Origin of the sequence: Methylobacterium brachiatum (assembly GCF_020523825.1) — a bacterium.
GTDB lineage: Bacteria > Pseudomonadota > Alphaproteobacteria > Rhizobiales > Beijerinckiaceae > Methylobacterium > Methylobacterium brachiatum.
On sequence record NZ_JAJALK010000006.1, the window covers coordinates 170,731 to 189,660 of the forward strand.

General features: G+C 70.2%; 16 protein-coding genes. 8 read left to right on the forward strand and 8 right to left on the reverse strand.

Annotated elements, in window-relative coordinates:
- The first annotated feature begins 381 nt into the window (after positions 1–381).
- Positions 382–1,035: an ABC transporter ATP-binding protein gene (locus tag LGR69_RS16065; RefSeq protein ID WP_007566489.1), complete on the forward strand. Its 654-nt coding sequence runs from the start codon at positions 382–384 to the stop codon at positions 1,033–1,035.
- 130 nt (positions 1,036–1,165) lie between these two features.
- On the forward strand, positions 1,166–2,407 hold the full coding sequence (locus tag LGR69_RS16070) for a hypothetical protein (RefSeq protein WP_007566488.1): 1,242 nt from the start codon (positions 1,166–1,168) through the stop codon (positions 2,405–2,407).
- Positions 2,408–2,470: 63 nt separating this feature from the next.
- On the opposite strand, the gene LGR69_RS16075 is transcribed toward LGR69_RS16070, so the two are convergent.
- Positions 2,471–3,037 (reverse strand): hypothetical protein, encoded by a 567-nt coding sequence (locus LGR69_RS16075; protein ID WP_122161253.1) that lies wholly within the window; start codon positions 3,035–3,037, stop codon positions 2,471–2,473.
- A 192-nt stretch (positions 3,038–3,229) separates the two neighbouring features.
- On the opposite strand from LGR69_RS16075, the gene flhA reads away from it, so the two are divergent.
- On the forward strand, positions 3,230–5,392 hold the full coding sequence (flhA, locus tag LGR69_RS16080) for a flagellar biosynthesis protein FlhA (RefSeq protein WP_091863202.1): 2,163 nt from the start codon (positions 3,230–3,232) through the stop codon (positions 5,390–5,392).
- Between the two features lie 281 nt (positions 5,393–5,673).
- Here flhA and LGR69_RS16085 read toward each other — a convergent pair whose 3' ends face one another.
- From LGR69_RS16085 to fliI, 3 genes are all read right to left on the reverse strand, one after another.
- The gene (locus LGR69_RS16085) at positions 5,674–6,735 is read right to left on the reverse strand and encodes a lysylphosphatidylglycerol synthase domain-containing protein (RefSeq protein ID WP_007566482.1); all 1,062 of its coding nucleotides are present in this window, start codon (positions 6,733–6,735) and stop codon (positions 5,674–5,676) included.
- 195 nt (positions 6,736–6,930) lie between these two features.
- The gene (gene fliJ, locus LGR69_RS16090) at positions 6,931–7,338 is read right to left on the reverse strand and encodes a flagellar export protein FliJ (protein WP_007566480.1); all 408 of its coding nucleotides are present in this window, start codon (positions 7,336–7,338) and stop codon (positions 6,931–6,933) included.
- A gap of 149 nt (positions 7,339–7,487) precedes the next feature.
- Complete coding sequence (fliI, locus tag LGR69_RS16095) at positions 7,488–8,840, reverse strand: flagellar protein export ATPase FliI (RefSeq protein WP_091863204.1); 1,353 nt, start codon at positions 8,838–8,840, stop codon at positions 7,488–7,490.
- Between the two features lie 419 nt (positions 8,841–9,259).
- Between fliI and ctrA the strand changes: the two genes are divergently transcribed.
- On the forward strand, positions 9,260–9,961 hold the full coding sequence (gene ctrA, locus LGR69_RS16100) for a response regulator transcription factor CtrA (protein WP_007566477.1): 702 nt from the start codon (positions 9,260–9,262) through the stop codon (positions 9,959–9,961).
- Positions 9,962–10,087: 126 nt separating this feature from the next.
- On the opposite strand, the gene LGR69_RS16105 is transcribed toward ctrA, so the two are convergent.
- A complete protein-coding gene (locus LGR69_RS16105) occupies positions 10,088–10,861 on the reverse strand; it encodes a trypsin-like serine protease (protein ID WP_230366633.1) in 774 nt (257 codons plus the stop codon).
- 85 nt (positions 10,862–10,946) lie between these two features.
- A complete protein-coding gene (gene cysS / locus LGR69_RS16110) occupies positions 10,947–12,329 on the reverse strand; it encodes a cysteine--tRNA ligase (protein WP_230366634.1) in 1,383 nt (460 codons plus the stop codon).
- A 309-nt stretch (positions 12,330–12,638) separates the two neighbouring features.
- Between cysS and LGR69_RS16115 the strand changes: the two genes are divergently transcribed.
- The gene (locus LGR69_RS16115) at positions 12,639–12,986 is read left to right on the forward strand and encodes a hypothetical protein (RefSeq protein ID WP_050733113.1); all 348 of its coding nucleotides are present in this window, start codon (positions 12,639–12,641) and stop codon (positions 12,984–12,986) included.
- Between the two features lie 22 nt (positions 12,987–13,008).
- On the opposite strand, the gene LGR69_RS16120 is transcribed toward LGR69_RS16115, so the two are convergent.
- Complete coding sequence (locus LGR69_RS16120) at positions 13,009–13,524, reverse strand: CreA family protein (protein ID WP_007566473.1); 516 nt, start codon at positions 13,522–13,524, stop codon at positions 13,009–13,011.
- A 159-nt stretch (positions 13,525–13,683) separates the two neighbouring features.
- Between LGR69_RS16120 and LGR69_RS16125 the strand changes: the two genes are divergently transcribed.
- Together LGR69_RS16125 and LGR69_RS16130 are read left to right on the forward strand one after the other, a co-directional pair.
- Entirely contained in the window at positions 13,684–14,754 is a 1,071-nt protein-coding gene (locus LGR69_RS16125) for a DUF2865 domain-containing protein (protein ID WP_230366635.1), read from the forward strand.
- A gap of 77 nt (positions 14,755–14,831) precedes the next feature.
- Complete coding sequence (locus tag LGR69_RS16130) at positions 14,832–16,889, forward strand: OmpA family protein (RefSeq protein WP_230366636.1); 2,058 nt, start codon at positions 14,832–14,834, stop codon at positions 16,887–16,889.
- Positions 16,890–16,898: 9 nt separating this feature from the next.
- Here the strand turns inward: LGR69_RS16130 and LGR69_RS16135 are convergent, their stop codons facing one another.
- The gene (locus LGR69_RS16135) at positions 16,899–18,110 is read right to left on the reverse strand and encodes an MFS transporter (RefSeq protein ID WP_230366637.1); all 1,212 of its coding nucleotides are present in this window, start codon (positions 18,108–18,110) and stop codon (positions 16,899–16,901) included.
- A gap of 99 nt (positions 18,111–18,209) precedes the next feature.
- On the opposite strand from LGR69_RS16135, the gene LGR69_RS16140 reads away from it, so the two are divergent.
- Positions 18,210–18,806: a TetR/AcrR family transcriptional regulator gene (locus LGR69_RS16140; RefSeq protein WP_230366638.1), complete on the forward strand. Its 597-nt coding sequence runs from the start codon at positions 18,210–18,212 to the stop codon at positions 18,804–18,806.
- Positions 18,807–18,930 lie beyond the last annotated feature (124 nt).

Below are 18,930 nucleotides of genomic sequence, written 5' to 3' on the forward strand. Positions count from 1 at the left end.
GTCTCGCTGTGCGTCTTGGTATCTGGTATGCCAAATACCCTCAGACGTCAACCGCGAAGGCGCAAAACGGCATTTTGTTGCAAATCGGTTGTCACCCGGCGCGAGCCAGATCGCTGTCGGGAACAGGCCGCCGGACGGCCCGGATCGACACCGCGAGCGCAGCCGGATGAGCGCGCGATTCATCGCGCTTCGAAACGGCGGGCTACCCTGGTTGGCTTCGCTGTAATCGCCAGGGCGGTGAGGCTGACGGCTTTCGCGCGAGCTCAGGAGCGCGGCCAGCGCCGGCCGGCCTTCTCAGATTCGCCGCTTTCCGGGGGCAGGAGCCGCGCAGCCAGACAGCACGGGCCGACTTTTCGGCAATCCGCCCTGGAGACCACCCCGGTGATCCGTTTCGAGAAAGTCAGCAAGGTCTACCGCACCGACGGCCACAAGCGGACGATCCTGGAACAGGTATCGTTCACCCTGAAGCCCGGCATTTCCTACGGCATCCTCGGCATCAACGGCGCCGGCAAATCGACCACGATGCGGCTCATCGCCGGGACCGAGGATCCGACCCGGGGGCGGATCCATCGCGGCCTGCGGATCTCCTGGCCGCTGGGCTTCGCCGGCGGCTTCCATCCCAAGATGACCGGCCGCGACAACGTCATGTTCGTCGCTCGGATCTACGGCGAGGATCCGCGCCGCGTGCTCGACTTCGTGGAGGACTTCTCCGAGCTCGGCAGCTATCTCGATGTGCCGATCTACACGTATTCGTCCGGCATGGGCGCCCGGCTCGCCTTCGGCATGAGTATGGCGATCCCGTTCGACTGCTACCTGATCGACGAGATCACCTCCGTGGGTGACGCGCGATTCTCGAAGCGCTGCGACGAGGTCTTCTCCCAGCGGCGCAAGAACGCCGACATCATCATGGTCTCGCACTCGATGGAGACCATCCGCCAATGGTGTACGCAGGGCCTCGTGCTGCTCAACGGGCGGGCGATCATCTACGAGGACGTCAACGACGCGATCGAGGTCTATCGGCGCCTCAACGCCTGAATGATCGCAGCCGCGAAGACATGCTTTTGCCGCCTCCCCGTGCGAGAGGCATCCGACGCGAGTGTTTCGGCGCGGTCGAGGGCCCGGTGACGGGCCGGCCGTCGAGTCCGGGGAGGCCGGGGATCAGGTCATGAATATGGAGATCCGGAAAGCCGAGGGGCAGCCGCTGACGACCGCGGACCGCCAGCAGGCGGTCACCGAATCGTTGCGGCAGATCGCCCGCATGTCGCGGTTCGTCGACCGCAAGAAGGGCATCCGGTCCTACCAGAGCCACGTCAAGAACGATCCCTGGATCCCGATCCTGTTCGTGATCTGCTTCGTGCTGCCGACCTTGGTCGGGGCGGTCTATTTCGGTCTGATCGCGTCCGACCGCTACGTCAGCGAGGCCCGGTTCGCGATTCGCCCGGCGCTCGGCACGGCCGACAAGGCGGCGCCGGACTCGGTCGGCACCTCGTCGGGTGTCCCGAGCCAGATGGTCGCGCAGGACACGCTGATCACCAACGAATACATCCACAGCCGGCCGATGATCGAGGCGATCGAGGCGAAGCTGCCGATCCGCGCGTGGTTCAGCCGCGACAGCATCGACTATTTCTCGCGCTTCGACGCCGAGAAGCCGATCGAGAAGTTCCTCCGCTACTGGAAGCGGCGTGTCGGCGTCGACGTCGAATCCGGCTCCGGCATCATGTCGCTGACGGTCGAGGCCTTCGACCCCGACGAATCCCTCGCCATCGCGAAAGCCGTGATGACCGAGGCGGAGCGGATGGTGAACGACCTCAGCGTGAAGGCGCGCGAGGATGCGGTCGCCGAGAGCTCCCGCGAGCTGAAAATCGCCGAAGATCGCATGACCAAGATCCGCCTGGCGATGCGCGACCTGCGCAACCGCGAAGGCGTGCTCGATGCCCAGAAGTCGAACGAGGCGAACCTCAAGATCGTGTCCGAGCTGCGGGCGGCCCGCATCAACCTTGCGGTCCAGCTCGCCATCGGCCAGCGCGACCTCGGTCCGGAATCGCGCCGCATCATCGACATCAAGCAGCAGATCAAGGATCTCGACGAGAACATCGCCCGGATCGAGCGGCAATCGGCCAGCCAGGATCCGGAGCAGAAGCGCCTGCTCTCGGACGCGCTCACCCGGTTCGAGGCCCTCGAGAACGACCGCAAGAACGCCGAGAAGTACTACCAGCAGGTGCTGACCGCCCACGAGCGCGCCCGCATCGTCGCCGCCCGGCAGATCGAGTTCTTCAGCCCGATCGTCGAGCCCGTGAAGGCGGAATCCTCGGTGGAGCCGCGGCGGATCCTGTTGATCAGCCTGGTCACCGCGGGCGCGGCCGTGCTGTTCGCCGCCTCGATGTTCGCCCGGAAGATGATGAACTGAGCCGGAGCGCCTTCGACGAAGCACTCTGCGCCGCGTCGAAGGAGACGCGGCGCTCGGCCCGGCTCAGCCGCGTACCGCCGCGCCGGTCCAGCCCTCGGCGCGCCAGCCTTCGGCCCGCTCGTCGAGGTCGATCGAGCCGGCGCGATCGAGGATCGCCATCACCCGGTCGGCCTGGTGGTCCTCGGCCCGCACCGTCACGAGGGTCCCGCCCCGGCGCACGCCCTCGGCATAGGTCTCGGCCTCGCCCTCGGTGAGTCCGGCGCCCGTAAGGCCGCCGATCAGCCCGCCCGCCGCGGCGCCGACGCCCGCGCCGGTCACGGCCGCGATCAGCCAGCCCGCCGCAACCACCGGCCCGAGGCCGGGAATCGCCAGCAGCCCGAGCCCCGCCAGCAATCCGGCGCCGCCCCCGAGCACGGTGCCGACGGTCGCGCCCGTCCCGGCGGCGTCCACCGGATCGACCACGTCCGGCTTCGGATCGCCGAAGGGCTGATCCCGGGGCGTGTCCGATCCGGCCCGGTTCGCCAGGATGCTGATATCGGCATGGGGCACGCCCGCGGCCTCGAGCTGGTCGACCACGCCGGTGGCGGTGTCGTACTCGTCGAACAGGGCGGTCAGGACACGGGCGGCCATGCGGGATCCCTCGATTGGTGGGCTGCCGCCCGTTTGCACGACGACGATGCCGCGGCGGGACAAGCGGCTGAAGCCATGCGGGTTCCGCCCGCGCCGGCCCGGTTCTTAACGGCGCGCTAACCATCCACTCGGCAGATCTTGCCGGGTCCGCCCCCGGGATTCCCCCGGGCGGGCGGCGATGGATCGAGAACGATGGCGGAGACGGCGAGCGCGCCGGCCAGGGGCGGGGCGATGGGCGGGGCCGCCTCGGTCCTGAGTCAGCTCGCGCTGCCGACCCGCGGCGACCTCCACGCGCTGTCCAAGCGCTCGGATCTCATGTTCGCCACCGGCGTCATGGGCATCCTGGCGGTCCTGATCTTCCCGCTGCCGGCGGTGCTGCTCGACCTGCTGCTGGCGGTCTCGATCATCACCTCGGTGCTGATCATGATGACCGGCCTGTCGATCGACAACCCGCTGGAATTCACCGTCTTCCCGACGCTGCTGCTCATCGCCACGATGCTGCGGCTGGCGCTGAACCTCGCCTCGACCCGCCTGATCCTGGGCCATGGCCACGAGGGCACGGCGGCGGCTGGCCACGTCATCGAGGCCTTCGGCAACTTTGTGATGGGCGGCAACTTCGTCATCGGGATCATCGTGTTCGCGATCCTGATCATCGTGAACTTCGTGGTCATCACGAAGGGCTCGGGCCGCATCGCCGAGGTCGCGGCCCGCTTCACCCTCGACGCGATGCCCGGCAAGCAGATGGCGATCGACGCCGACCTGTCGGCCGGCCTGATCGACGAGAAGGTCGCCAAAGCCCGCCGGGCCGCCCTGGAAGAAGAATCCTCGTTCTTCGGCGCCATGGACGGCGCCTCGAAATTCGTCCGCGGCGACGCGGTCGCCGCCCTGCTGATCACCTTCATCAACGTGGTCGGCGGCATCGTCATCGGGGTGGCGCAGCAGGGCATGAGCTTCGGCGACGCCGCCAAGAGCTACACCCTGCTCACCATCGGCGACGGGCTGGCGAGCCAGGTCCCGGCCTTGATCGTCTCCACCGCGGCCGGCATCTTGGTCTCGAAGGCGGGCGTGCGCGGCTCGGCCGACAAGGCGCTCGGCAAGCAGCTCGCGCATTACCCCAAGGCGCTCGGCATGTCGGCGGCCGTGATGTTCCTGATCGCGCTCCTGCCCGGCATGCCGATGCTGCCGTTCCTGCTGCTCGGCGGCGGAGCCGGCTACGCCGCCTGGCGCACCAACAAGACCGCCAAGGAGGCCCCGCCGCTGGACGCGCAGGGCGCGCCGATGGACGCCAAGGCAGTCGCGGCCGCCGCGACCGCCGCCAAGGAGGAGACCGTCACCGACCTGCTCAAGCTCGACGACCTCAAGCTCGAGATGGGCTACGCGCTCCTCGCCCTGGTCAACGGCGAGGGCCAGGACCGGCTCACCGACCAGATCAAGGCCCTGCGCCGCCAGCTCGCGGCCGAACTCGGCTTCGTCATGCCGTCGGTGCGGATCCTCGACAACGTCCAGCTCGACGCCAATTCCTACGTGGTCCGGGTCAAGGAGATCGAGGCCGGCACGGGCCGGATCTTCCCGGGCCAGTTCATGGCCATGGATCCGATGGGCGGCCAGGTCCAGCTACCCGGCCAGCACATGCTGGAGCCGACCTTCGGCCTTCCCGCCACATGGATCGACGCGTCCCTGCGCGACCAGGCGCAGCTCAAGGGCTACACGGTGGTGGATGCCGCCACCGTGGTCTCGACCCACCTCACCGAGGTGATCAAGGCCCATGTCTCCGAGCTCCTCAACCATGTCGAGGTCTCGAAGCTGCTGCGCGAGCTGCCCAAGGAGCATGCCGAGCTGCTCAAGGAGATCGTGCCCTCGCAGATCTCGACCACCGGCGTGCAGCGCGTGCTGCAGTTCCTGCTCTCCGAGCGCGTGTCGATCCGTGATCTCGGGGCGATCGTCGAGGGGATCGCGGAAGTCGCCGGCGCGGTGAAGAACCCGCGCGACGTGGTCGAGCATGTCCGCGCACGGCTCGGCCGGCAGATCTGCGCCCAGTATCAGGACCAGAACAGCACCCTGCCGATCATCACCCTGTCGCCGGCCTGGGAGCAGGCCTTCATGGAATCGATCGTGGGCGAGCGCGAGGAGCGCTACCTCGCGATGCAGCCCTCGAAGCTCAGCGAGTTCGTCACCGCGGTCCGCGACCGCTTCGAGGCCGCCGCCCGCCAGGGAGAGATGCCGGTTCTGGTCACCTCGGCCCAGTCCCGGCCGTTCGTGCGCTCGATCATCGAGCGCTTCCGCCGCGAAACCCCGGTGATGAGCCAGGCGGAGATCCACCCGCGGGCGCGGCTGCGCACGGTGGGGTCGATCTGAGGGGTGGCGGGCTGGGGTCTAACCGGCAGCGCGGCGGGCAAAGCTCGTCGCCCAACGATTTGAGAGTTGGACGGACGGCGAAACAGACGCCTTGTCATCCCGGGGCCGCGCAGCGGAACCCGGGATCCATAACCGCTGACAGATCAAAACCCGGCACCGTCGGCGTATCTGGATTCCGGGCTCGCCTCCGGCGCCCCGGAATGACGCAGTGGATGATCCGTCAATCGGGACGCGGTTCAGCAGAGGCCGTGAGCCAAGCGCTCGCCCCCGGCCCGCCGGCCTCAGACCGCCTTCTGCTTCAGCTCGCGCTCCAGCTCGTGCGCGTCGAGCCCCGGCACGACCACCGGCGGCTCCGGCACGGTCGAGGGCACCGCGGCGGGTGCCGCGATGGCGGCGGCGAGGCGCGAGCGCTCGAACAGCACCACCACGATCACCGAGATCAGCGCCGGGATCCAGAAATAGAAGATCCGGAAGATGATCACCGCCGCGATGATCGCGTCCTTCTGGGCGTCGTCGGTGATGTGCATCGCCGTGATGAACACGATCTCGAACACGCCGAGGCCGCCCGGGGCGTGCGAGGCGAGCGCCACCGAGAACGAGGCGAGGAAGATCGCCAGAACCGGGATGAAGCCCGGGTTCATCGCCTCCGGCAGGGCGAAGTAGATGATGCCCGCGGCACCCAGCAGCTCCAGCGGCGCCGCCAGCAGCTGGCGCGCCATGATGCCGGGCCGGGGATATTCGAGCTTGAACGAGCGGATGTGCAGCGGCCGCAGGCGCAGGATCGAGCCGAGCACGTAGAGCGCCACGAAGCCCAGCATGCAGAAGCCGACGACCAGCGCCGTCTTCGGATCGGTCAGGAAGCCAGGGAGCTTGCCCTCCAGGCGCGTCAGCAGGTTCGGGTCCACCACCAGGGTGAAGCCGCCGAGCAGGACCGTGCCGAGGAAGAACGTGAAGGAGCACAGGGCCACCAGCACGGCGACCTGGGCGGCCGAGAGGCCCTTGGCCGTGTAGGCCCGGTAGCGCACCAGGGCGCCGGAGAAGACCGAGGCGCCGATATTGTGCGACAGCGCGTAGGTGGTGAAGGAGCAGAGCGAGACGAACAGCCACGAGATGTGGCGCACGCCCAGATGCAGCAGCGCGATCCGGTCGTACCAGGCGAGGGCCGCGTAGGCCACGAGGGTCGAGATCGCCGCCAGCAGGATGCGATGCGGGGGGATCGCCAGGATCGCGGACCAGATCGCCGCCAGCGATGTGGTCTTCAGCTCTTGGTAGAGAAAGTAGCCCGATACCACGACCGCTGCGAGGCCGATCAACGGCCAGATGAACTCGCTGAGCTTCTTCATGTACACCGACGCCCCGGGGAGAGCCCCTGATGCGCCGCCATGCAATGCGCCGCAAGCGGATCGAGGCCATCGCGATCCCCCTTGTCAGGTGATCGTGACGGTTTCGTGCCGCGTTGCCGGCACATCACACACGGACTCGGCGAAAAGGCCCTCGGAGGGCGCAACGCGCGGGTGCGCGAGGCCCGAGCGGGCGCCTCAGCCGCGGGCGCGGTTGAGGCCGATTCCGTCCATCGCGGCCTGGTCGCGGATCGCCTCGGCGGCGCGCTCGGCGGTGCGCTCCCGGTCGTTCAGGATCTCGACCTTCTTCAGCTCCTCGAAGGCCTCGCCGAGCTCGGCCTTGGCCTCGGCCAGCTGGCCTTCCAGCGCCTGGGCGGATTGGCGCATGTTGTCCCGGCGGCCGGCGGCGGCGCGCGCGTAGGTCGGGTAGGCGAAATGCCCGACATCGGTGATGCCGGCGCGGGCCTCCTCGACGGCGACTTCCCGGTCGAGCTCCACCGCCATGCGCTGGAAGTCGGCCATCATCATCTCGATCTGGGTCACACGCCGCCGCTTCTCATCAACCTGGAAGCGACGCAGCCGGATCAGCGTGTCACGCGATTTCATTGGGACGCTCACTCCACGCAACGCTCGGGGCCGCGCCAGGGACCATGCCCGGCCCGTGCCCTAAGCAGGATCGCGACGGCGAACCTGCTCAGACCCTGGTTCCGCATCACTCAATGCACCCAAGCGGTTACCGCTTCGCTGCATGATGCCTAGGCCCCGCCGACGATCTGGCTGAGCCGGGCGTAACCATCGCTGATGGACGTTGCTTCTTCCTTACCCTGCCCCAGAAAAGCCTCAAGATCCGGCATGAGCGCCACCGCCTCGTCGACCTCCTGGGACGAGCCCGCCCGGTAGGCGCCCAGCCGGATCAGCTCCTCCATGTCGGCGTAGGTCGAGAGCACCCGGCGGGCCCTGCGGACCACCGGCAGGTAGGCCGGATCGCAGGAGCGCGGCATGGTCCGGGAGACCGAGCGCAGCACGTTGATCGCCGGATAGCGCCCGCGCTCGGCGATGGCCCGCTCCATCACGATGTGTCCGTCGAGGATGCCGCGGACCGCGTCGGCCACCGGCTCGTTGTGGTCGTCGCCCTCGACCAGCACGGTGAACAGCGCCGAGATCGTGCCGAGGCCGACCCCGGGTCCGGCGCGCTCCAGAAGCCGCGGCAATTCCGAGAAGACCGTGGGCGTGTAGCCCTTGGCGGTGGGCGGCTCGCCGGCGGCCAGCCCGATATCGCGCTGGGCCATGGCGAAGCGGGTGATCGAATCGATCATGCACAGCACTTTCGCGCCCTGGTCGCGAAAATGCTCGGCGACCGAGAGGGTCACGTAGGCGGCGTTGCGGCGCATCAGCGCCGGCTCGTCCGAGGTCGCCACCACGACCACGGAGCGGGCCAGGCCGGCGGCGCCGAGATCGTCCTGCAGGAACTCCTGCACCTCGCGGCCGCGCTCGCCCACGAGGCCGATCACCGCCACGTCGGCGGCGGTGTAGCGGGCGAGCATCGACAGCAGCACCGACTTGCCGACACCGGAGCCGGCGAAGATGCCCATCCGCTGGCCGGCGCACATGGTCAGGAAGGTGTTGATGCACCGGACCCCGAGGTCCAGCGGTCCCCCGACCCGGGTGCGGGCATGGGCCGGGGGCGGGTCGGCGCGCAGCGCATAGACGTCCGGTCCCTGCGGCAGGGGCCCGAGGCCGTCCACCGGGCGTCCGAGCGCGTCGACCACCCGCCCGAGCCAGGCGCTCGACGGCCGGATCGCCCCCGCCGATTCGTCGCGGACATAGGCCGGGCAGCCGCGGCGGACGCCTTCCAGGGAGCCGAACGGCATGGCGAGGGCGCGGTCGCCCTGGAAGCCGATGATCTCGCAGGGCACCAGCCCGAGGCCGTTGGCGCCCTCCACGTCGATCCGGCCGCCGAGCCGCATGGCGGCCACCGGCCCCGCGACCTCGACCAGGAGCCCGCGGATCGCCACGACCCGGCCGAAGGTCTCGAGCACCTCGATCCGGTCTAGGGCTGCCTGGGCCGCGGCGAGGTTGGTAACGGACCTTGCCGGATCCTGTGTCATCGGCTTGGCTCTCAACGCTTCGTTTACCGGCCTCCTTAACACTGCGGTCATCGGGCTCGTAGCGGCCCGGTCCGGGCTCCGGCGTCAGCCGGACTTCACGAAGTCGTGGGGCTGTGTCCGCAGGGACACAGCCGGGACCGGGTCGTTTCGGGGGAGACACTTACGCCCAAACGCGTGGGCGTCCCGGTCGCGAATGGAGCGGAATCATGGCCCCGGGCGCCGTGGAGGAACCCTATTCCTCCCGTCAAGCTCACGGGCCGGTGAACGAGACGCTTGCGGGTGGGAATCAGGTTTTGTTAACGATTAATCCATAGCGTTCCACGTCAAGAGCGACGGAGCGCCCGTCCACAGGCCGGTGGCGGGTGATCGGTGGGGACGTGTCTGCGCGCTGATGCGGCCGGCTGGGCTGGGGACCGACGATGCGGGTACTTTTGATCGAGGACGATAGCGCGACCGCGCAGAGCATCGAGTTGATGCTCAAGTCCGAGAACTTCAACACCTATACCACCGACCTGGGCGAAGAGGGCATCGACCTCGGCAAGCTCTACGATTACGACATCATCCTCCTCGATCTGAACCTGCCCGACATGTCGGGCTACGAGGTCCTGCGCAACCTGCGGGTGGCTAAGGTGAAGACGCCGATCCTGATCCTCTCCGGCATGGCCGGGATCGAGGACAAGGTGAAGGGTCTGGGCTTCGGGGCCGACGATTACCTCACCAAGCCGTTCCACAAGGACGAGCTGGTGGCCCGGATCCACGCCATCGTGCGCCGCTCGAAGGGCCACGCCCAGTCGGTGATCACCACCGGCGACCTGATCGTGAACCTCGATCAGAAGACGGTCGAGGTCGGCGGCGCGCGGGTGCACCTGACCGGCAAGGAGTACCAGATGCTGGAACTCCTCTCGCTCCGGAAGGGCACGACGCTCACCAAGGAGATGTTCCTCAACCATCTCTACGGCGGCATGGACGAGCCCGAGTTGAAGATCATCGACGTGTTCATCTGCAAGCTGCGCAAGAAGCTCGCCAACGCCAGCCAGGGCAAGAACTACATCGAGACCGTCTGGGGCCGCGGCTACGTGCTGCGCGAGCCGATGGACGCCGAGGAGCGCATGGCGGTCTGATACACCCGGGTCAGCGTGCCTCTCGAAAAACCCCGTGCGGCTCGGCCGCGCGGGGTTTTCGTTTTTTGCGCATCGTCCCGAAAGGTGGCTGCCGGCTTTCGGAAAAAGACGCTGCCGACTTGAGGCCTACCGAACCCCGGTCGTGGAAAAGACCTGGGCCGCCGGCGCGACCACGACGTAGCCGCCGCAGGGCGCGGTGCGGGTGATCACCGCGCTGGCGACGCCCCAGACATAGGTCCCGCCGCGATCCTGCGCGACGACGGGCCCGCCGGAATCCCCGAAGCAGATCCGGGCGCCGTTCGCCCGGGCGATGGTCAGGCCGGTGTTGCTGGCCGCCACCGGGGTCAGGGTCGCGGTGCGCAACCGCCCGACGCCCCGCCCGGACAGGCCGGCCCCCGCGATCCGAAGCGTCTTGGGCAGACGGCGGAGATCGGCCGCGAGCGGCACCGGGCGCCGGTCGCGCACCGGCTCGGTCAGGCGCAGAACCGCGAGATCGAGGGACAGGTCGGCGAGGCTCACGTCGGGCGCCGCGTTCGGCAGCATCTCGCCGGGATCGGGGCTGTAGCGCGCGGCGACCCGGGCGCCGTAGACCGGCCGCGCCGGCTCGGTGCCGCGGAAGAACACGACCAGCGCGCCGAGCGGATCGCCGTTCACGCAATGCGCCGCGGTGAGCACCAGGTCCGGGGCGATCAGGATCCCGGTGCAGCGCGTGAGCCTCAGCGCCTCCTCGGGCTGGGTGATCGTCCCGATGGCGACGGTGGCCTGCGCCAGCGCGTCCCGCCCCGCGGGCGCCCCGCCGTCGATGGCGGCGGCCGGCCCGGCCGACCCGAACCCGATCGTCGCTGCGAGCGCCGCCCCTGCGAGCCGCGTCCCGATGGTCCTGATTGTGGTGGTCGTCACGCGCGAACCTTAACTGCCCGAGCCCCCGCAACCACAGATGCGGCGCGGAGCGGCCGACGCAAGCGGGCGCGTGGACGCGGTCCGCTCAGCGCGCCACGGTCCAGGTGCTGGTGCCGTCCTTGTTGTCCTTCACCGATACGCCCATGGCGGCGAGCGCGTCGCGGGCCCGGTCGGAGGCCGCCCAGTCCTTGGCCGCCCGGGCGGCCCGGCGCTCGGCGATCAGCGCCTCGACGGCGGCGACATCGATCCCGGCCGCGGCGACCTGATCCTGCTCGCGGTCGCTGCGGGTGCGCGTGAGCAGGCCGAACAGGTTCGCGCCGGCCCGCAGCGCAGCCGCCTCGTCGGATCCGTGCAGCGCGTTGATCGCTGCCGGCGTGTTGAGGTCGTCGCACAGCGCGTCGAGCACCGTGGCCGGCACCGTCTCGGCGGCCGGTGTATCCCCGGCGGCATTGTACCAGCGGTCGAGCACCCGGCTCGATTCCTCGAGACCGCGCAGGGTCCAGTCGATCGGCTGCCGGTAATGCGTCTTCAGCATGGTCAGGCGGACCACTTCCCCCGGCCAGTCCTTCAGCACGTCGCGGATGGTGATGAAGTTGCCGAGCGATTTCGACATCTTCTCGCCCTCCACCTGCAGGAAGCCGTTGTGCAGCCAGACATTGGCCATCACCGGCGTCCCGAAGCAGCAGCGCGATTGCGCCACCTCGTTCTCGTGGTGGGGGAAGATCAGGTCGATGCCGCCGGCATGGATGTCGAAGGTTTTCCCGAGGTGCTTGGCCGACATGGCCGAGCACTCGATATGCCAGCCCGGTCGCCCCGGCTCGGCGATGCCGGCGGGTGACGGCCAGGACGGCTCGCCGGGCTTCGACGGCTTCCACAGCACGAAATCGAGGGGCGAGCGCTTGTAGGGCGCGACCTCGACCCGGGCGCCGGCCTCCATCTCGTCGAGCGGACGCTTCGACAGGCGGCCGTAATCCGGCATGGCCGGCACGTCGAACAGCACGTGCCCCTCGGCCACGTAGGCGTGGCCGCCCGCGACCAGCGCGTCGATCATCGCGCGCATCTCGCCGATGTGATCGGTGGCCCGGGGCTCGATGAAGCGGGGCGGCTCGCCCGGCACGTTCACGTCCTCTGGGCTCAGCACGCCGAGATCGCGCAGGTCCCGGTGGAACTGCTCCAGCGTGCCGTCGGTCAGTTCGCGGATGGTGATGCCGCGCTCGGCCGCGCGGGCGTTGATCTTGTCGTCCACGTCGGTGACGTTGCGCGCGTAGGTGACATGCGCCGGCCCGTAGAGGTGGCGCAGCAGCCGGAACAGCAGGTCGAAGACGATGATCGGGCGCGCGTTGCCGATATGGGCCGCGTCGTAGACGGTCGGGCCGCAGGCATACATCCGCACCTGCGCGGGATCGATCGGCGCGAACGCCTCCTTGGCACCGCTGAGCGTGTTGTAGAGCCGCAACATCGGCGCCATGAAACCCATCCCCTTCCGGCGCCGCGGCCGATGATCGACGCTGCGCCGTCGCCGGAAAACCGGCCCTGCCTTCAACGACCTGCGGGCCCTGCGAGGCGAAGAACGGCCGAACCGTGGCGCCTCCGGCCCTGCCTCAGGGACCCGCTGTTGCACTGCGGCGACGGTGCCGCGCGCCCGATGGGGCTAACGCAAAAGCGTGAGGAATTCGAGATGGCCCTCGCACGTGCCGGGTAAGCCTTCCTTAACCGCGCCGTCGGACCGTCCGGACCAAGCTCCTCACACCCAAGATACTGTGCCCAAGGATCTTCGATGCGACGCACGGCCGCCGGATATTTCGTCATCGCCGCTGCCCTGGCCACGGCTTGCCTCGCGCAAGGCGCGTTCGCCGGCAGCGACGGCGAGACGCCCGCGAAGGTGCCGGCCCATGTCGAGAAGACGTTCCTGATCCCGTCGAGCGACGGCTACGGCGTCGGCGATTGCCTGACGACCCCCGGCAGCGAGTGCGGCCAGGTCGTCGCCAATGCCTGGTGCGAGGCCCAGGGTTACGCCGCCGCCAACACGTTCGGGATCGCCGCCGCCGACGAGTATACCGGCGCCATCGAGCAGCCGGTCTCGACCCCGTCGGAGCGCCCGATCCGCATCACCTGCCGGGACTGACGGGCGCCCCGGCCGCGTGCCGTCAGCCCTTCACGAAGTCCGCGCATTTCGGTGCCGGCTCGGTGCCCCAGGGCGCCAGCGGCACCGCCGACGTCGAGTTCTTCGGCGATCCCTGGATGACCTTATCCGAGTAGACCATGTAGATCAGCGTATTGCGCTGGGCATCACAGCCGCGCACGATCTGCATCGACTTGAAGATCAACGAACGCCGCTCGCTGAACACGACCTCGCCCTGGCTCAGCTTGCCCTTGAAGGCGATCGGCCCGGTCTGGCGGCAGGCCAGCGAGATGTCGGAGACGTCCTCGGCCAGGCCGAGCGTCCCCTTGATGCCCCCCTTCTCCGGCTGCGTGTACCAGCAGGCAACCCCCGACACCGCCGGGTCGTCGATGCCGTAGACCACGAGCTTGTCGTTGGGGGTCAGCGGCCGCCAGACCGTGGATTTGGAGAAGATCCGGTCCGGCTCCTGAGCCGAGGCCGGTCCGGCCGCCGAGAGGCCGAGGGCGACAAGCCCAACATAGGTGAGACTCCGAAACCACATCACGGGTCAATTCCCTGCTCAAGCGCGCGGCCCGGATGTAGGAGGGGTGTCACCCGCTTACGAGGGGGCGTACACTCAAGCTGCTTCGGTCCCGAGGCCGGGGCAGGACAGCACCCGACCGAGGGGACCGCCGCATTTCCGACCACCGCGATGCAGCCGATGCTTGACCGCCCGATCGTCCGTTCGCTCGGCCGCCTCATCTTGAGCGCGGCGCTTGCGTTCGGTCTGTCCCAGAGTCTCGATACCGCCCGGGCGCAGGACGCTCCGGTCGGCCAGCCCGTCGCCGGGGAGGCGAAGCCCGGCGCGCCGCAACTGCCCTCGCCCGCCTGCCGGCGCTACCGGGCCGAGCTCGCCTCCGTCCAGAACGGTGCCAGCACGACCCGGGCACTCAACGACGAGATCGGGCGGCTGGAGGCCTATTTCCGCGGGCTGAACTGCGAGGGCGGCAAGTTCCTCTTCTTCGACACGCGCCCGCCCCAGTGCGGCGCCGTGGAGCAGCGCATCCGCGCGCTCAAGGCCACCTATGGCGGCGCGGTGTTCGACGACAGCGGCGCCCGCAAGCGCGAGCTGCAGGGGCTCGTCACCGCCAATTGCCCGGCCCGGGAAACCTATGCCGGCACCGGCGAGACCTACGCCAAGGGCGGCCCGCAGACGGTCTGCGTGCGGACCTGCGACGGCGGCTTCTTCCCGATGCGCAACCTGCCCGAGGGCCGCGGCGGCGCCGACGAGATGTGCCAGGCGCTCTGCCCCGGCACCGAGGCGCAGGCCTATTCGATGCCCTACGGCGACGAGGCGCTGAAGCACGCCGCCTCGGTGAAGGGCAGCCGCGCCTATGTGAGCCTCGCCAACGCATTCAAGTTCCGCAAGGAATTCGTCCCGAACTGCTCCTGCAAGCCCCAGAACCAGACCTGGGCGCAGTCGCTCGTGAAGGCCGAGAGCATGCTGGTGCGGCACAAGGGCGATATCTTCGTCACGCCCATGCAGGCCGAGGCCCTGTCGCGTCCGAAGGTGCGCCTGACCCTGGTCGGCCGGGCCGACCGGACCGCGGCCGAGCTCGCCGCCGACGCCGCCGGACGCGCGGGGGTCGATATGAATGCCGGTGCGACGGACGGGAAGGCAGGCGACGCCAAGCCCGGCGCGCCCCCGGCGAGTGTCGCCAAGCCCGATCACGTCGCGGTGCGGATCATCGCCCCGGACATGATCGCGGTGCCCCATCGGCTGACGCCCTGACGGAGTCTTGAGCGGCGGGCGCGGAACCATGGGCCGTTGAGCGGGTTCGGGTCGGCTCGATCCGAAACGAGGCCTCGATGCGGCTGCTGCGACTGATCCTTCTCACCGGTACGGTGCTCCCGGGCCTCGCCCTGATGCAGCCCGCGGGCGCATCCCCGGGCCCGATCCTCATGGCGCAGGGCGGCCCCGACGAGCGCGGCCCGCGCGGCGGCGAGCCTCCACATGGCGGCCCGCGTCCGGAACGGCCGCCGCAGGAGCGTCCGGGTCCGCCGCCAGGCCCGCCGCCTGCCGCGCGCGAGCGGCCCGAGCCGCGGCCGGAGCGCGCCCCGCCGCCGCGCGAACGTCCCGAACCGCCGGCCCAGCGGCAGCCCCAGGCCGAGCCGCCCCCGCGCGAGCGCGCGCCCGAGCGCCGGCCGGACCGGCAACCGGACATCCAGGAGCGCGCGGCACCGGAGCGTCCGGCGCCGGAGCAGCGGCGCACGCCCGAGCGTCCCCCCGCCGATCGTCCCGGGCCGGACCGGAGGGATCCCGACCGGCCGCCGCCGCGCGATCCGGCACCCGCGCCGCGGGCAGCGCCCGAGCGTCCCGCCCAGCCGCAACGCGGGCCGGATCAGGACCGCCGGGCACCGGATCAGGAGCGGGCCGCCCCCCGCACCGCGCCGAACCCACCCGCCCAGCTCCAGCGGGCTCCCGATCAGGAGCGCCGGGCACCGGGCGAGGAGCGCGCGGCCCCCGACGCTGCGCCGGACGCGCCCGCGCGGCGCCGTGATCCCGCCCCGGATCGCGGGGCACCCACGCAGCGCCCCGGTGGCCCCGACGCCGCACCGCCGCCCAACGCGGCACCCGGCGTTCCGGGCCGTCCGGTCCAACGCCTCGATGCCCAGCCCGGCGCCGCGCCGCCGCCGAATGCGGAGCCCGGACGTCCCGTGCCGCCCAACATGGCACCGGGCGTGCCCGGCCGTCCCGTGCAGCGTCCCGATGCCCAGCCCGGCGCTCAGACGCAGCCGGGCGCCGAGCCGGCACGCCCGCTGCCGCCCAACATGGCGCCGGGGGTGCCCGGCCGCCCCGTCCAGCCGCCGGGGCCGCCGCCCGGCCCGAACGCCCCGCCCCCGCCCCCCGGCGCACAGCCGGGCCAGCCGCCGGCCGGCGGGCCGGGCGGACGCGGCGCGTTCAACACGCCGGGCCAGCCCGGCTACGTCCCGGGCGGTTTCCGCGCGGATGACGACGTGCGCGACTACGATCAGGTCCGCCGCGACCGGCGCGAGTTCAGCGAGGGCGGCCGGACCTTCTACCGGGAGCCCGGCCGCATCATCGTCCGGGATCGCGACGGCTACCTGATCCGCCACGACGAGAACGAGCGGTTCCGCGACCTCGACCCGCGCGGCTTCCGGTCCGAGCGGCGCGGCGCCGACTTTTACAGCTTCATCGACCGGCCGGGCGGCGAGCAGATCGTCACCGTGACCGACGATGACGGCCGGCTGCTGCGCCGCTACCGCCGCTTCCGCGACGGCCGGGAGGTGGTGATCATCGACAACAGCTATGCCGGGCCGCCGCGCCCGATCTACGACGACGTGGTCGTGCTGCCGCCCCCCGACATCCGCATCCCCCGCGACCGGTACGTGGTGGAGTACGAGCAGGCGGACGAGGGCGCGGTCTACGAGGCGCTGACCGCCCCGCCGGTCGTCGCCGTGGACCGCCGCTACACCCTGGACCAGGTCCGCTACAGCCCTGACCTGCGCGCCCGGATGCGCTCGGTCGATATCGACACGATCACGTTCGACACGGCCTCGTTCACGGTGACGCCGGACCAGGCGGCCCGGCTGTCGGTGATCGCGGCCGCGATCAACCGGGCGATCCGCGCCAACCCGCAGGAGGTGTTTTTGATCGAGGGCTACACCGACGCGGTCGGGTCCGACATCGACAACCTGTCCCTGTCGGACCGCCGGGCGCAATCGGTGGCGACCGTGCTGACCCAGCAGTTCCAGGTGCCGCCGGAGAACCTGACCACGCAGGGCTACGGCGAGCAGTACCTGAAGGTGAACACGCAGGGCGCTGCCCGGGAGAACCGGCGTGTCACGGTCCGGCGGATCACGCCGCTGCTTCAGCAGGGGACGGCGCAGGCGGCGCCGCGCTGAGCGGATCCGTCACGCCGACAGGTCCCGCGCCCGGCGCGGGACCAGGCTGAGCAGCCCGAGCACCGCGAGCCCCGCGCCGATCCAGAGCGGGGCCGCGAGGCCGTAGCCCCGGTCGATCGCGAGGCCGCCGAGCCAGGTCCCGAAGGCCAGGCCGCCCGTGATCACCGAGGTATGGAGGCTGTTCACCAGCGGGCCGGGATGGGCGACCCGCATCACCCGGGCGACCATGGCCGGGTTGAGGGAGACGCCGGTCAGGCCGATCACCAGGAACGCGGCGATACTGATGGCCGCATCGGTCGGGACAGCCGCGAAGCTCGCCAGGGCCGCGGCGAGGACGACGAGACCGATGGCCAGGACGGGGATCGTGTGGCGGTCCGCCAGCCGGCCGACGATCAGATTGCCGATCACCGTCGCGACGCCGTAGGCGGCGAGCACGATCGGGATCAGCCGGGGCGCCAGCCCGGTCACCGCGGTGAAGATGGCCGTGACGTAGCTGAAGGCCGCGAAGGTCGCCCCGATGATCAGCCCGCTCGTCGCGTAGGCGGCCCAGAGGCGGGTGTTGCGCAGCTCGGCCAGGCCGGACGCCAGGTCGACCTGTGTGCCGCGGGCAGGCCTCGGGATCGTCGGTCCGACGACGGCGATGTACAGGGCCGTCAGGCCGACGATCAGCCAGAAGCTGGAGCGCCAGCCGAACAGGTCGTTGATCAGCGCCGCGGCCGGCACGCCGACCACCGGCGCGATCATCAGCCCGGCCAGGACCAGGGAGGCGGCGCGCCCGCGGAGGTCGGCCCGGACCGCCTCGGCGCAGAGCGTCAGGCCGATCCCGAAGCAGGCGGCGCTGGTCACGCCCTGCAGGGTGCGGGCGAGGGCCATCACCGCGTAGCTCGGCGCCACGGCGGCCAGCGAGCTGCCGATCAGGAACACGCCGAGCAGCCACAGCAGCGCGTCCTTGTTCGACACGCCGAGCCGCAGGAGCAGGGCGATCACCAGCGGACCGCCGAAGGTCATGCCGAGGGCGAAGAGCGCGATCAGGTTGCCGATCTCGCCCACCGAGACCGAGAAGGCCGCGGCCAAAGACGGCATCAGCCCGGCGACCATGAATTCCGCCGTGGTGATCACGAAGATCGTCGCGCTGAGCAGGTAGACCCAGGGCGGCACCGCGGCGGCGCCGGGCTCCGCGACATCGCTCAGACTGCCTTGTTCGGCCCCCGTTGCCTGCATCGTCAACTCCATTTCTGTAAAATCGACTACAGAATGGCTAGGCCGGCTTGCCCGAGTCGGTCAAGCCATTCTATAACTTCTGCTACAGAAAGGTGCGCGATGGCTACGGCGCGAGGACGGCCCCGCGGCTTCGACCGCGATCTGGCCCTGGAGCGCCTGATGCAGGTGTTCTGGGCGAAGGGTTACGAGGGCGCGCAGCTCAACGACCTCACCGCTGCGATCGGGGTCAAGCCGCCGAGCTTCTACGCGGCCTTCGGCTCGAAGGAGGCGGCGTTCCGCGAGGCGATCGACCTGTACATCGCCACGATCGGCGCAGCCCCGATGCGCGCGCTCGACGCGGCGGCGACGGTCCGCGCGGGTCTGCGGGCGATGCTGGAGGGCAGCGTCGAGGTCGCGCTCTCGGCAAAGCCCGGCGGATGCCTGCTGATCCTCGGGGTGGTCAATTGCCTGCCCGTGAACGAGGCGGCGCGCGCGCATCTCCTGAACGCCCGGCGCAAGACCGTCGCGCTGGTGGCGGACCGGCTCCGGCGCGGCGTCGCGAACGGGGAGTTGCCGGCGGGCACGGACATCGCGCGGCTCGCCGCGTTCTTTCACGGGATCATGCAGGCGATCTCGTTCCAGGCGCGGGACGGGGCGACCCGGGCGGAGTTGCTGGCGCTGATCGATCCGGCGCTCCGCGCCCTCGATCCCGACTGATCCACCCGCATGGCGAGACCGCGCCGCCTGCGGTTGACGCCGGCTGGCCCGCACCGCACCACCGGATGGCGCATCATCCCGGAAGCCGGCAACCACCGTTCGGGCTGATGCTTTCGCAGCGCGG